The sequence below is a fragment of the Tindallia californiensis genome, from assembly GCF_900107405.1.
GTDB classification, from domain to species: Bacteria; Bacillota; Clostridia; order Peptostreptococcales; family Tindalliaceae; genus Tindallia; species Tindallia californiensis.
Genome location: NZ_FNPV01000001.1, coordinates 328,407 through 340,851, shown reverse-complemented (window position 1 = coordinate 340,851; position 12,445 = coordinate 328,407). Strand labels below are relative to the sequence as shown.

Here is a 12,445-nt window from a genome sequence, read left to right as displayed (position 1 = left end):
AAAAAGAACCACTGGTTGAAGAAATGCAATCTTCCATCAGTGGTTCTTTTGAATCAAGGTTTTAGTTTTCCGGTTCAAACATATCTTTACCAACACCACACACAGGACATACCCAATCTTCAGGTACATCTGCAAATGCAGTACCAGCATCTACGCCAGAATCAGGATCTCCAGCCTCCGGATCATAAACATATCCACATGGCATACATACATATTTTTCCATATTATTGTCTCCTTTCAATGATTATATATTTTATTAGCCACTTTTAGGGCTCAAATCCATGATACCCTAGAGAGTGGTAATTAAACAAAAATGGATAAAGAGCAAAAAAATTATGTTATAATAAGTCTATCAATTATCATGAGAATTAGCAATCCTAAATATTGGAGGGATTATCTTGGAAGATACAGCAAGAAAAGATCTTATTAAACGATTAAAAACAATCAGAGGTCATATACAAGGTGTGGAAAAAATGATCGAAGAGAACAAAGAATGTGACGCAGTCATGCAACAAATAACCGCCATTAAGTCCTCTGTCGAAAAAGTTGGGTGGATATTAATAAAAGATCATGCAGCTGAATGTATTGTAAAAAACCCATCCGATCGTGAAGAGGTAAATCGAACGATTCAAAAAATTGCTCAATTCTTAAAATAAGGATCAGGAGAGGAGATAAAAATGGTACAGAGTAGCAAAGTCATTCTTGTCGTAGATGATGAAGAGAATATTTTGGAGTTGATCCGTTTTAATCTTGAAAGATCAGGATATGATGTTCTAGTGGCTGGGAATGGGTCAGAAGCTTTATCTGTGCTGGATAGTAGGTCCGTTGATCTGGTTGTATTAGATTTAATGCTGCCAGATATTGACGGTGTAGAAATATGTAAAACAATTAGAAGGTCTGAGGAATACTCGAATCTTCCTATTATTATGCTTACGGCAAAATCGGAAGAAATAGATCGAATACTTGGACTGGAACTTGGTGCTGATGATTATATGACAAAACCATTCAGTGTAAAAGAGTTGGCCGCAAGAATTAAAACAATTTTAAGAAGAGTAGAGAATACGAATCAAACCGATAGTAAAAAGCTGACTATCAAAAATCTCGAAGTGGATTTGATCAGGCACGAAGTTAAAGTGAAAGATGAATTGATAGAACTGACCCTGAAAGAGTACGATCTGCTCAAAATACTGATGAGTAATAAAGGGAAAGTTTTATCAAGAAATTATTTGTTGGATGAAGTTTGGGGATATGACTATTTTGGAGAAACTCGTACCGTTGATGTTCATATACGAAATATCCGAAAAAAAATAGGCGATGATGGGCTGGAAGAATACATCGAAACCGTACGCGGTGTTGGATATAAAATAGGGTAAATGTTCTTTGGAAATTCCTTATGTTGCCCAAAGAGGTGAAGGATTTGAAACGTAAAATATTTTGGTCATTTTTAATTATTTTATTGATTAGCTCAACACTTATTGGGTTTTTGTCTGTTAACCTGGTGAACAGAAGCTACACAAATGAATTGGAAAAGAGATTACTAACGAATGCACAGCTTATTGCAACGATGATTCGATCAGATAAGGTAGATCTAACGTCAAAGTCCTTTCAACAAGGTATGAAGGAGATGGCGGAAGTAGGAGAAGCAAGAATAACCATCATTGACAGTTCAGGTAAGGTTTTAATCGATACAAGGTCTGAAGCGCATGAAATGGATAACCATCTTGACAGACCGGAAGTTCAAGCCGCATTAGTAGGTAAGGAAAAAGAAAGAGTTGTAAGGTATAGCCATACGACAGATCAAGAAATGCTATACGTTGCATTTCCGGTTAAAGTGAATAACAGCATAGCTTATGCTGTTCGATTATCCATGGACTTGTCTGAAATTGAAATATTGACCAGAAACATTGTGAGATATATTGCTGTTTCTACTCTATTTGGATTGTTAATCGCCATTCTCCTAGGCTCTAAATTGATCGATAAGATGATCGATAGCATTAGAGCTTTAGTAAATATGACAAAACAAATTTCACAAGGAGATTATGAAAGACGCATTTATCTTACTAATAATGATGAGTTAACGGAATTAGCGGAACATTTTAACCATATGGCAGACAAGTTAAACCGGCTAATTACCAAGCTTTCCGAGAGTAACTCCAGGTTTCAAGCATTGCTGGCCAGTATTAATAATCCGATTATTGCTGTTGATCCAAAAGAAAATGTTACGCTGATGAATGTGGCTGCTGAAAAACTTTTTAATGTTTCATTAAATGATAGTAAGGGACATCATCTTTTAGAAGTGATTCGCAATAATGAACTGGATGAACTTATCAAGAGGTCCTTAAAAGAAGGAACAGAAAATCAGTTTGAAATTAATCTTAAAGTACCTGAAGAAAAAACATTTCGTATATACACGAACCTAATATATCGGGAAGAAGACCCAATCAAAGTAATGGGACTAGTGATTCTGATTGACGATATTACGGAGATAAGAAAATTGGAAAAAATTCGTTCAGAATTTGTAACGAATGTGACACATGAACTTAAAACACCATTGACCTCTATTAGTGGCTTTGTTGAAACATTGAAATCTGGCGAAATAGAAGATGAAGAAACCCAAAGACGTTTTCTGGAAATTATTGAGATAGAAACAGAGCGGTTAACAAGACTCATTAATGACATTTTAACACTTTCAGAAATTGAGAACATTAAAAATAAAGAGAGTAAAAGCATGTTTAACCCTTCAAAAGCTTTAAAAGAGGTTGAAAGTATGATGAGACCGATGGCTTCTGTAAAGGGGATAGAATTTTATTTTGAAATTCCTGGAAAATTGTCATATATTAAGGGAAATGAAGATAGAATGAAACAAATGGTGATTAATCTGATTGATAATGCCATTAAATATACACCTAATGGAGGGAAAGTCAGTTTTATTATTTATGAAAGGTATGGGCAATTGGTACTGAGAGTAAAAGATACGGGAATTGGAATACCGGAAAAAGATATTCCTAGACTGTTTGAAAGGTTTTATCGGGTTGATAAAGCAAGATCAAAAAAAATGGGTGGAACAGGGCTTGGTTTAGCCATTGTAAAACATATTGTGATATCCATGGCTGGTAAAATAAAAGTGCATAGTGCAGGTCCGGGAAAAGGAACAGAATTTGTCATATCCTTACCACGGCATCAGTAAAAGAACCGTTTTAAGAGCGGTTCTTTTTTTATGCTTTTTCTTTACATGATCTTAACAATCCGTTTACTTTCGCTTAACCATCTTCATAAGATCAAGTCGTATAATCATAATGTACCTAAGATGAAAAAACAATTTTGAGAGGAGAATTTAAGGAATGAAAAAATGGATGATGATGCTTCTATGCATTATGATGGTTACTACGGTATTGACTGGTTGTGGAGGTCAGGAAGAACCGGTAAACGAAACGAACACAAACGGCAATGCGGCTGAAACAGCAGAAGATCAGGAAAACACTGTAAATTACGGTGAAATGATTGAAGTAAGAGGTTCGGACACAATGGTAAACCTGGGCCAGGGTTGGGCAGAAGCTTTTATGAATAAGCACCCTGAAGCAATGGTTTCAGTTACTGGTGGAGGTTCTGGTACAGGTGTAGCCGCTTTAATTAATGGAACAGTACAAATGGCCCAAGTATCAAGAGCCATTTCAGAAGACGAAATACAACAAGGACTAGACAATGGAATAGAAATATTTGAAATTGTTGGTGCCAGAGACGGTATTGCCTTAGTAGTGAACAATGACAACTCGGTTGATACACTAACAATGGAAGAGATTAAAGGAATTTACACAGGAGAAATAACTAACTGGAGTCAGCTTGGTGGCGATGATGTTGAAATTGGATTGTATTCAAGGGATACAAGTTCAGGAACCTATGTCTTTTTTAGAGATTTTGTGTTGATGGGCGAAGATTTTTCTGAAGATGCAAATTTGATGCCCTCAACCCAGGCTATTGTGGAAGGAGTCATTCAGGATAGTGGTGGAATTGGATATGTTGGCATGGGTTACCTTTCAGAAGATACAAAAACCGTAAATGTCATGAAAGATGGAACTGAATATATCCCTGGTGAAGCTGGGTATCCTGTTGCAAGACCTTTGCACTTATATACAGCAGGTGAACCAACGGGAGCCATGAAAGAGTACGTTGACTTTATTTTAAGTGACGAAGGACAGGAAGTAGTAGCCAACATAGGTTTTATACCTTTGAACTAAAAGGGAAGACAAAAGTTTGTGGAGTAAGTGTACCCTTAAAATGATAATCTCATCACAGTGAATTGTAATAGATGGATCGCTAATAAGGCGATCCATCCACCATGTCATCCTGTGTGGTAAGTAACTAGAAAACGAGCAATGTATCGGAAGGAAACTATGGGGGTTTCACGGATGATTATATTGATGAAGTTGGACATAAGTCCTGGGAGGTGCGACAAATGAAACAACAAATGTTCAGTCTAAAAAAAAGAAAAAAAGTTTTTAACTGGCAAGAACAAGCATCGACTGAGCACTTACTTAATGATAAGAACGTATATTCAGAGGAAAAGGAACTTGAAACCAGAACACTAACTCATGAAAAAAGTCTGAAATCAAATTACAAAAAAAGACTCAGTGAGTATATGATAGAGAAAGTCATTTTTATTCTTGGGATTGTTTCCGTATTGATTTTAGCCTTAATATTTATTTTTTTAATTCGATCAGGAATATCTTTATTTCAAACAATGACCATTGGAGAATTTCTTACAGGAACATCATGGTCTCCGAGAAGCACGCCTCAAAGATTTGGCGTTATTCCCTTAGTACTTGGTACACTATGGATTACAGCAGGAGCTATCCTTATATCCGTCCCCATAGGAATCGGTAGTGCCATTTTCATTTCGGAAGTGGCACCACCGAAAATCCGGACGTCACTAAAGGTTATTATAGAGTTTTTATCAGCAATTCCTTCAGTAGTATTAGGTTTTCTAGGCATTGTTGTGCTGTCGAACTGGGTTCGGCTGTCATTTAATCTTTCATCAGGGTTTACGTTGCTTACTGGTTCGATCCTGGTGGCTTTTATGTCATTACCAACCATTATTAGTGTGTCAGATGATGCAATAACCGCATTACCAAAAGAATATCGAGAAGCATCACTGGCTTTAGGCGCCACTCGCTTTGAAACTATTTTTCATGTACTGGTACCAGCCGCATCCTCTGGAATTATAGCTGGTGTTATGCTTGGGATAGGGCGAGCTATCGGTGAAACGATGACCGTACTGATGGTAACTGGAAATGCAGCTAGAATCCCAACTTCTTTACTTCAATCAGGTAGAACCATGACAGCTACCATTGCATCTGAAATGGGTGATACGGTACGTCAGAGTGCTCACTACCATTCATTGTTTGCTGTAGGAATTGTGTTGTTGATGATGACAAGTGTGATTAACTTAATTGCTGATTATGTATTACAAAAAGCTCGCAAAGGAGGCGAATAATGTGGTGAGTAAGCAAATGAAAGAAAAAGTGGCATTTGGCATTTTAACCATATTGACAGCTTCTGTTATCATACCAACGGTTTTAACGATTGGTTTTATATTTGTGAAAGGAATCGGAACTGTAAACTGGGAGTTTCTCACAGCAATGCCACGACAAGGTATGACCGAAGGAGGGATATTTCCAGCGATACTAGGTACCATCTACTTAGTATTAGGCACGATTCTGTTTGCTTTACCTCTAGGGATTGGCTCAGCTATCTATCTGACAGAATATGCAAAACAAGGTTTATTGACAAGATTGATTCGTTTAGCGGTTCTTAATCTTGCTGGAGTTCCATCGGTTGTGTATGGACTGTTTGGTCTTGGTTTGTTTGTACTATTTATGGGCTTTGGAAGTTCAATCGTTGCGGGTTCGTTAACATTAGCATGTTTGATTTTGCCAATTATCATTACTACGTCGGAAGAAGCCTTAAAAAGTGTTCATCAAAAATATAGAGATGCATCTCTTGCCCTGGGAGCAACAAAGTGGCAGACAATTCGACATGTAGTACTTCCTCATGCAGCTCCAGGGATTATTACTGGTGCAATCCTTGGGATCGGAAGAGCTGCCGGCGAAACGGCACCTATTTTATTAACCGTTGCAGCCTTCTTTTTACCTAGGCTACCAAACTCTGTTTTTGATCAAGTAATGGCGTTGCCTTATCATTTGTATATTATATCTACGCAAGTACCGGGAATGCCAGAAAGCGTTAAATATGGGACAGCACTGGTTTTGCTTGGAATCGTTTCAGTTTTCTTTGCAATTGCGACTGTGATTCGTATTCGTTTCAAAATGGCAAACCGTGCATAAAGAAAGCTATTGAAAGGAGTTTTAATAATGCCTAAATTATCTGTTAAAGATTTGAATTTGTTTTATGGGGATTTTCATGCGTTAAAAGAAATAGAGATGGAAATTGAAGAAAATAAAGTAACGGCGCTTATTGGTCCTTCTGGTTGTGGAAAATCAACGTTTATTCGGTCCTTAAACCGTATGAATGATTTGATTGACGGAGTAACAATCAATGGAGAGTTGTATCTGGAGGACCAGAATATTTATGCTCCGGATGTAGATGTGGTGTCTTTGAGAAGGAGAGTAGGAATGGTATTTCAAAGTCCAAATCCTTTCAGAAAATCAATTTATGAAAATGTTGTTTATGGGCCTAAAAGATGCGGTGTGAAGTCAAAATCAAAATTAGATGAAATAGCAGAGAAAAGCCTAAGAGAAGCGGCTTTGTGGGATGAAGTGAAGGATAGGCTTCAACAATCAGCACTTGGACTATCCGGTGGTCAGCAACAACGGTTATGCATTGCGAGAGCTTTGGCTATGGAGCCGGAAATTCTTCTGATGGACGAACCGACTTCTGCCTTAGATCCGATTGCTACCTCTCGAATTGAAGAACTTATTGAACAACTAAAAAAGGACTATACCATTGTTATTGTGACACATTCTATGCAACAGGCGGCACGTATCTCTGATAAAACTGTATTTTTTCTTATGGGCGAAGTAATAGAATCAGGAGATACACAGCTGATTTTTACATCACCGTCTGATAAACGTACAGAGGATTACGTTACTGGAAGGTTCGGGTAGGAGGTTAGTCGATGAGAACAAGTTATATAGAACGATTAAAGGGATTAAAGGTAAAGCTTCTTAAAATGGGATCGATGGTTCAGGAAATTGTAGAAGAATCATTGCAAGCATTAATGGAGCAAGATATGGAAAGAGCTGCGAAAATTTACGAAATGGATGACTGCATTGACAGGATGGAACTGGAAATAGAAATGGAATGTATGGAACTGATCGCACTTCAGCAGCCTATGGCAAAAGATCTAAGAATTATTGGCACCATCTTAAAGGCCATCACTGATTTGGAGCGGATGGGAGATCACGCCGTTAATATTGCAAAACAGACAAAATTAATTGGAAAGGAGCCATTTATTAAACCGTTGGTGGATATTCCACAAATGGCTCATTTAGCAGAGAATATGGTTGCGAAATGCCTGGATTCTTTTCTGAAAGAAGACCTGACGCTGGCGAAAGAAGTTTCTTACGATGATGATGATGTAGATGAAATATATGAACGAGTATACATGGAATTAATGGAAATGATGATCGAAGATCAAAAAATAATCAAGCAGGCATTTCACTTATTACTAATTGCCAGATTCCTGGAAAGGATAGCAGATCATGCAACAAATATCAGCGAAAGAGTGATTTATATGGTTACAGCAGAGAGGGTTGAGATAAACTAAAAACATCATAGCCGATATAAGGCCAAGGATCTGCCTTTTCTTAATAAGATCTTCATGTTACTAAAAAGTCGATACGGGTATACGTATATAGGAAGAAAAAATAATATCTACATTGACACCTGCTATGGAAGAAGGTATGGTTAGTAGGAATAGTAAAAGCATCATAAGTACTGGAAAGAGGTGGATTTTATGGAGATAAAGGCAGACTGTTTTAAAGCGCTTGGCGATGATACAAGGCTTAAAATTTTAAGGATGTTATCAGACGGAAAAAAATGTGCCTGTGATATACAGGAAAATTTTCAGCTTAAACAACCCACAATTTCTCATCATATGAAAATATTGCAGCAAACAGGATTAGTTCTGGTTGAGAAACGTGGAAGATGGATGTTTTATGGATTAAATAATGAACGCCTACAAGAATTACAACAGTTTATTGACACAGAACTGATCAACAATAATCAATTTGATTATATTTTGTCAGATGAAGACTGCGATGGCACCAGAAAAAAACAGATATAAGCTTAAATCCTAAATTGATAGATAAGTTTATCTGATGTATAATGTGAGTTGTTAATGATCCTTGATAATGGGTATTAATAAGATGATAATTCATATTATGATAAGGAGGCTGTTAAATGTCTAAAAAAGTAATTGTGTATACTTCAACAACGTGCCCACACTGCACAACCGCTAAAGAATATCTTTCTTCAAAGGGTGTAGATTTCGAAGAAAAAAATGTTCAATCGGATGTAGCCGCTAGAAAAGAATTAATGGAAAAAGGAATTATGGCTGTTCCGGTTATTAAAGTTGACGAAGAAATGGTAGTTGGGGTAGATACAGAAAAACTGGATGAGCTACTAGGTTAACAAAACAAAAGGCCTTCGGATGAAAATATCATCGGAAGGCTTTTTATCGTTTTGCAGCCTTTGTCGACTGTGTTATAATTACTTTGATATCGTTTATATAGAAGGTTTTGGGAGTTGATTCGAGTGAACATGTTTTTTTATCAGATAGTAAACCTCTTATTGGTTTTGATTCTTTTTGGGATACCGGTAATCATTACCATTATGGTATTGCGTCATGTAAATCAAAAAGACAATCAAAAAGAAAGAGAAGCAAGGATTCTTGAAAAGATAAAAGAATTGGAAGAGAGAATTGAACAACTGGAAGAACTATAGATACTGAAAGGGGAAAACATATATGCAAAACCAGCAACAAAAAACAATTTTTAGCGGTGCTCAACCAACAGGCAGCATGACATTAGGGAATTACATAGGTGCGTTGCAAAACTGGAAGCAATTAGAAAAAGACTATCAATGTTATTACTCTATTGTTGATTTACATTCTTTGACAGTAAAGCAAGATCCAGAAGAGTTTAGAAATACCTGTCTGTCATTTTTGGCCCAATACTTAGCCTCTGGACTGGATACAGAAAGGAATGTTATTTTTTTTCAGTCACATGTTCGTGAACATACAGAACTTGCCTGGATATTGAATTGTTATACCTATATGGGAGAATTAAATCGAATGACTCAGTTTAAGGACAAATCAGAAAGGCATCAGGAAAACATTAACGCCGGCCTGTTCACTTACCCGGTGCTTATGGCAGCGGATATATTGCTATATCAGACAAACTTAGTTCCGGTAGGAGAAGATCAGCGCCAGCATCTAGAACTATCAAGAGATATTGCAATACGTTTTAACAACATCTTTGGGCATACTTTTGCTGTGCCGGAAATTTACGTAGGAAAGCAAGGTGCCAGAATTATGAGCCTTCAAGATCCTGGTAAAAAAATGTCAAAGTCTGATGAAAATCAAAATGCGGTTATCTACATGCTTGACGAAGATGACGTTATTGTAAAAAAACTCAAAAAAGCGGTTACGGATAGTTATAATGAAATCATCGATAGACCGGAACAGCCGGGCGTACAAAACCTTTTGTCTATCTATAGTGCCTTGACGAGAGAAAGTCGTGATAAAGTAGTAGAATATTTTTCTGGAAAAGGATATGGAGCGTTGAAAATGGAAGTAGCTGAAATTATTATTGAAAACGTGAAACCTTTTCGGACCAAATATCGTCAATATATGGAGAGTCCTGAATACCTTGAAACCATATATCGGTCAGGAGCTAATCGTGCCAGAGTCACCGCTGCAGCTACCATGCTTGAAGTACGTAGTAAAATAGGACTTATTAACAGCTGAAAAAATACCAGAATCTAATTTATCAAAAGAGGTGTAGAGATATGAAGAAAAAGCAACCATATATGCTTATGTTACTTTTTTTTGTTATCTCTGGAATTCTTTTAGGTGCAAATATGGACTCCAATAAACACCTTGAAGAACAAGATCCCCTTATGACAGCGGATAATACTGGGAATATTCAGGAAATAGAAGATTTGAAAAAAGTCAATGAAGACATGCGTCAACGAATTAGAGGATTGCGTGAAGAAATTCAAACCCTTGAAATGGAGAGAGCTGACGGAAACTTAGCCATTCAGAAGCTGATGGGAGAAATAGCAGAATATCAAATGCTTTCTGGTCACCAGGAAGTAGAAGGGTCGGGTATTCAAATAAGGATTGAGGGAATGTTTGAAGAAAACATTGCTGAACTGATGGAAAGAAGAAGGTATATGGTGACATTAGTGAATGAATTGCGGGCTAATGGTGCTGAGGTTATTTCAGTTAATGGTAACCGGATTACCGCAAGAAGTGAAATGACATTAGCTGGCAACCATATACAAGTTAACGGCAACCCTATAGCACCACCATATGAAGTGAAGGCTATTGGGAACCAACAAGAATTTCAAAGGTATTTTGAGCATCGAACCTTTTTGTTTCAGTTAATGAAAGGCGATGGTATTGTTGTGTCTGTTGATTTTTTAGATCATTTGGTCATAGAAAGACCTTCAAGAGAGAAGGCGGTTCAGTTTATGGAAGCAAACATTAATTAAAAGCAGCCAAAGGGCTGCTTTTAATTAAGAACGACTTTTACGAGTATTATTTCTTTTGTTGTTGGAAGAAGGGACTTGTTCGTTGTCGCTGGATGGTTCTGTAAGGTCTGATTTGTTTTGATCACTTTTTTTCATCTGGCATCCACCATCAAAGATTCCGTTCTCATCAACGATAAATGAATAGATGGATGCATCGCCGTATAGGGAACCTGTGCCAGTAATATGAAGTTGTCCACTGGCGTGAACATTCCCATCCACTGATCCGGCAAGCAGAATGTTTTTGCATTGAATATTACCTTTTACCTTTGAACCCTCACCAATGACAACATCAGATTCACTAACGATTTCGCCAGTGAGGCAACCATCAACTCTAATAGGTTCTTGCGCTTTAATGGTTCCTTCAAACTCTGCTTTCTTTCCGATTAAGGTATCAAAGTTATCAAATTGTGGAGATGCTGTATCCTGTTTTTTATTAAACATCAAAGTCCTCCTTACTGGAAAATTACTGAAGATAATTCATGGGATCTTTAGGTTCGCCATTTACCCGTACTTCAAAATGAAGATGGGGACCTGTCGCACGGCCTGTTTGACCCATTCGCGCAATGGTTTCTCCCTGTTTTACATGATCGCCTACCTCGACAAGGTTTCTGCTGTTGTGAGCATATACAGAAGTATATCCATAACCATGGGAGATGATAATCATTCGACCATACCCTCCGTTATATCCGGAGTATGTAACAATACCGCTACCGGCAGCTACGACAGAAGTTCCTGAAGTGTTGGCGATATCAATACCATGATGAAATTCTGTAGTCCGACGATTGGTTGGAGAAATTCTTTCACCAAAGGGGGAACTGATTCTTCCTTGAGCAGGCCATGCATTTGGCTGTGCGTCTAAGTATTCAAGCTTGGCTTCCACATCGCCAACTAATTGTTCCATTTTATTACGTTGAGTGGAAATCAACTCATTAAGGTGCTCTACGTCTACTTCATAATCATCCGAACCAGGCCCGGCAGAACGCATGCTTGCTGATCTTGATACCATAGCCACTAAAGGGTGATCATCGTCAGCAATCCCATTAGCATAAGGGTCGCTTTTTTTCTGGCTATGATTGTCGGCCTCCAAGCCAACCATGTCTAATACTTGGTGTTCAAGTTGCTGAAGAGATGCCAACTTTTGATCAATTTCTTGATATTGAGTCTTCAGAAAAGCAATTTCATCAAGATAATCTTTGTTTTCCTGGCTAAGCTGAGCTGTAAGAATGCGCTCCTGAGTTAACCGATGTTGAGTGACACTATGCTCGCCGTGGTAATGCCAAACACCAATAGACAAAGAGGTGATTAGCAAGAAGAGAACAATCAAACTAGTCTTTAAGATCGATTCAAGAATAGAAAAACGATAAACTTTTCCTGAATGATTTGGAATTAACATAAAAGTATACTTTTTTTGGGGAGCCTTAACAAAATGAGCAGGCTTTTTATTCATAGAATCCCTCCCTACGTCACTATTATATATAAAAAATTTAATTATGCAAGAATTCATTTCTTAAAAGTAGCATTCTTATGGGGGCAAGCGAGATCATTAATAACAGAAACAGATAAGGGGAAGAATAGATCTAAAGACCTATATTTAGGCCTTTCATACTATAAGGTGAAAAATAAAATTTTTTATGGTAGGATATAAAAAGGTCCGAAGTGGAGATAAAAGAAA

General features: G+C 37.4%; 16 protein-coding genes. 13 read left to right on the top strand and 3 right to left on the bottom strand.

Going from position 1 to position 12,445, the window contains the following annotated elements:
• Nucleotides 1-61: 61 nt before the first annotated feature.
• Entirely contained in the window at nt 62-223 is a 162-nt protein-coding gene (gene rd, locus BLV55_RS01615; protein WP_093310311.1) for a rubredoxin, read from the bottom strand.
• 175 nt (nt 224-398) lie between these two features.
• Between rd and BLV55_RS01610 the strand changes: the two genes are divergently transcribed.
• The 13 genes from BLV55_RS01610 to BLV55_RS01550 all read left to right on the top strand — a co-directional run bounded on the left by BLV55_RS01610 (nt 399) and on the right by BLV55_RS01550 (nt 10,734).
• Nucleotides 399-656: a metal-sensitive transcriptional regulator gene (locus tag BLV55_RS01610; protein ID WP_093310309.1), complete on the top strand. Its 258-nt coding sequence runs from the start codon at nt 399-401 to the stop codon at nt 654-656.
• 21 nt (nt 657-677) lie between these two features.
• On the top strand, nt 678-1,373 hold the full coding sequence (locus BLV55_RS01605) for a response regulator (protein ID WP_093310305.1): 696 nt from the start codon (nt 678-680) through the stop codon (nt 1,371-1,373).
• Between the two features lie 44 nt (nt 1,374-1,417).
• Complete coding sequence (pnpS, locus tag BLV55_RS01600) at nt 1,418-3,187, top strand: two-component system histidine kinase PnpS (protein WP_093310566.1); 1,770 nt, start codon at nt 1,418-1,420, stop codon at nt 3,185-3,187.
• Between the two features lie 154 nt (nt 3,188-3,341).
• Complete coding sequence (locus BLV55_RS01595; RefSeq protein ID WP_093310303.1) at nt 3,342-4,235, top strand: phosphate ABC transporter substrate-binding protein; 894 nt, start codon at nt 3,342-3,344, stop codon at nt 4,233-4,235.
• A gap of 218 nt (nt 4,236-4,453) precedes the next feature.
• Nucleotides 4,454-5,491 (top strand): phosphate ABC transporter permease subunit PstC, encoded by a 1,038-nt coding sequence (gene pstC, locus BLV55_RS01590; protein ID WP_242869996.1) that lies wholly within the window; start codon nt 4,454-4,456, stop codon nt 5,489-5,491.
• 4 nt (nt 5,492-5,495) lie between these two features.
• Entirely contained in the window at nt 5,496-6,341 is an 846-nt protein-coding gene (pstA, locus tag BLV55_RS01585; protein ID WP_176968207.1) for a phosphate ABC transporter permease PstA, read from the top strand.
• Between the two features lie 27 nt (nt 6,342-6,368).
• Nucleotides 6,369-7,121 (top strand): phosphate ABC transporter ATP-binding protein PstB, encoded by a 753-nt coding sequence (gene pstB / locus BLV55_RS01580; RefSeq protein WP_093310302.1) that lies wholly within the window; start codon nt 6,369-6,371, stop codon nt 7,119-7,121.
• Between the two features lie 11 nt (nt 7,122-7,132).
• Nucleotides 7,133-7,783 carry a phosphate signaling complex protein PhoU gene (phoU, locus tag BLV55_RS01575; protein WP_093310300.1) on the top strand — a complete coding sequence of 217 codons (651 nt, stop codon included), beginning with the start codon at nt 7,133-7,135 and terminating at the stop codon, nt 7,781-7,783.
• Nucleotides 7,784-7,972: 189 nt separating this feature from the next.
• Nucleotides 7,973-8,302 (top strand): ArsR/SmtB family transcription factor, encoded by a 330-nt coding sequence (locus BLV55_RS01570; protein ID WP_176968206.1) that lies wholly within the window; start codon nt 7,973-7,975, stop codon nt 8,300-8,302.
• Nucleotides 8,303-8,418: 116 nt separating this feature from the next.
• A complete protein-coding gene (locus BLV55_RS01565; RefSeq protein WP_093310292.1) occupies nt 8,419-8,649 on the top strand; it encodes a glutaredoxin family protein in 231 nt (76 codons plus the stop codon).
• 123 nt (nt 8,650-8,772) lie between these two features.
• Nucleotides 8,773-8,961, top strand: coding sequence for a hypothetical protein (locus BLV55_RS01560; protein WP_093310289.1), 189 nt, complete (start codon nt 8,773-8,775; stop codon nt 8,959-8,961).
• A 22-nt stretch (nt 8,962-8,983) separates the two neighbouring features.
• Nucleotides 8,984-9,985, top strand: coding sequence for a tryptophan--tRNA ligase (trpS, locus tag BLV55_RS01555; protein ID WP_093310286.1), 1,002 nt, complete (start codon nt 8,984-8,986; stop codon nt 9,983-9,985).
• Between the two features lie 41 nt (nt 9,986-10,026).
• On the top strand, nt 10,027-10,734 hold the full coding sequence (locus BLV55_RS01550) for a DUF881 domain-containing protein (RefSeq protein WP_093310284.1): 708 nt from the start codon (nt 10,027-10,029) through the stop codon (nt 10,732-10,734).
• Nucleotides 10,735-10,758: 24 nt separating this feature from the next.
• On the opposite strand, the gene BLV55_RS01545 is transcribed toward BLV55_RS01550, so the two are convergent.
• Entirely contained in the window at nt 10,759-11,214 is a 456-nt protein-coding gene (locus tag BLV55_RS01545; protein ID WP_093310282.1) for a bactofilin family protein, read from the bottom strand.
• A 22-nt stretch (nt 11,215-11,236) separates the two neighbouring features.
• Nucleotides 11,237-12,220 carry a M23 family metallopeptidase gene (locus BLV55_RS01540; RefSeq protein ID WP_176968205.1) on the bottom strand — a complete coding sequence of 328 codons (984 nt, stop codon included), beginning with the start codon at nt 12,218-12,220 and terminating at the stop codon, nt 11,237-11,239.
• Between the last annotated feature and the right edge of the window lie 225 nt (nt 12,221-12,445).

Excerpts from the sequence above, each read along its gene's own strand:
- rd (WP_093310311.1), bottom strand. The coding sequence starts at position 223 with ATGGAAAAATATGTATGTATGCCATGTGGATATGTTTATGATCCGGAG.
- pstC (WP_242869996.1), top strand. The coding sequence starts at position 4,454 with ATGAAACAACAAATGTTCAGTCTAAAAAAAAGAAAAAAAGTTTTTAAC.
- BLV55_RS01605 (WP_093310305.1), top strand. The coding sequence starts at position 678 with ATGGTACAGAGTAGCAAAGTCATTCTTGTCGTAGATGATGAAGAGAAT.
- pstB (WP_093310302.1), top strand. The coding sequence starts at position 6,369 with ATGCCTAAATTATCTGTTAAAGATTTGAATTTGTTTTATGGGGATTTT.
- trpS (WP_093310286.1), top strand. The coding sequence starts at position 8,984 with ATGCAAAACCAGCAACAAAAAACAATTTTTAGCGGTGCTCAACCAACA.
- BLV55_RS01550 (WP_093310284.1), top strand. The coding sequence starts at position 10,027 with ATGAAGAAAAAGCAACCATATATGCTTATGTTACTTTTTTTTGTTATC.
- BLV55_RS01565 (WP_093310292.1), top strand. The coding sequence starts at position 8,419 with ATGTCTAAAAAAGTAATTGTGTATACTTCAACAACGTGCCCACACTGC.
- BLV55_RS01540 (WP_176968205.1), bottom strand. The coding sequence starts at position 12,220 with ATGAATAAAAAGCCTGCTCATTTTGTTAAGGCTCCCCAAAAAAAGTAT.
- phoU (WP_093310300.1), top strand. The coding sequence starts at position 7,133 with ATGAGAACAAGTTATATAGAACGATTAAAGGGATTAAAGGTAAAGCTT.
- BLV55_RS01570 (WP_176968206.1), top strand. The coding sequence starts at position 7,973 with ATGGAGATAAAGGCAGACTGTTTTAAAGCGCTTGGCGATGATACAAGG.
- BLV55_RS01545 (WP_093310282.1), bottom strand. The coding sequence starts at position 11,214 with ATGTTTAATAAAAAACAGGATACAGCATCTCCACAATTTGATAACTTT.
- BLV55_RS01595 (WP_093310303.1), top strand. The coding sequence starts at position 3,342 with ATGAAAAAATGGATGATGATGCTTCTATGCATTATGATGGTTACTACG.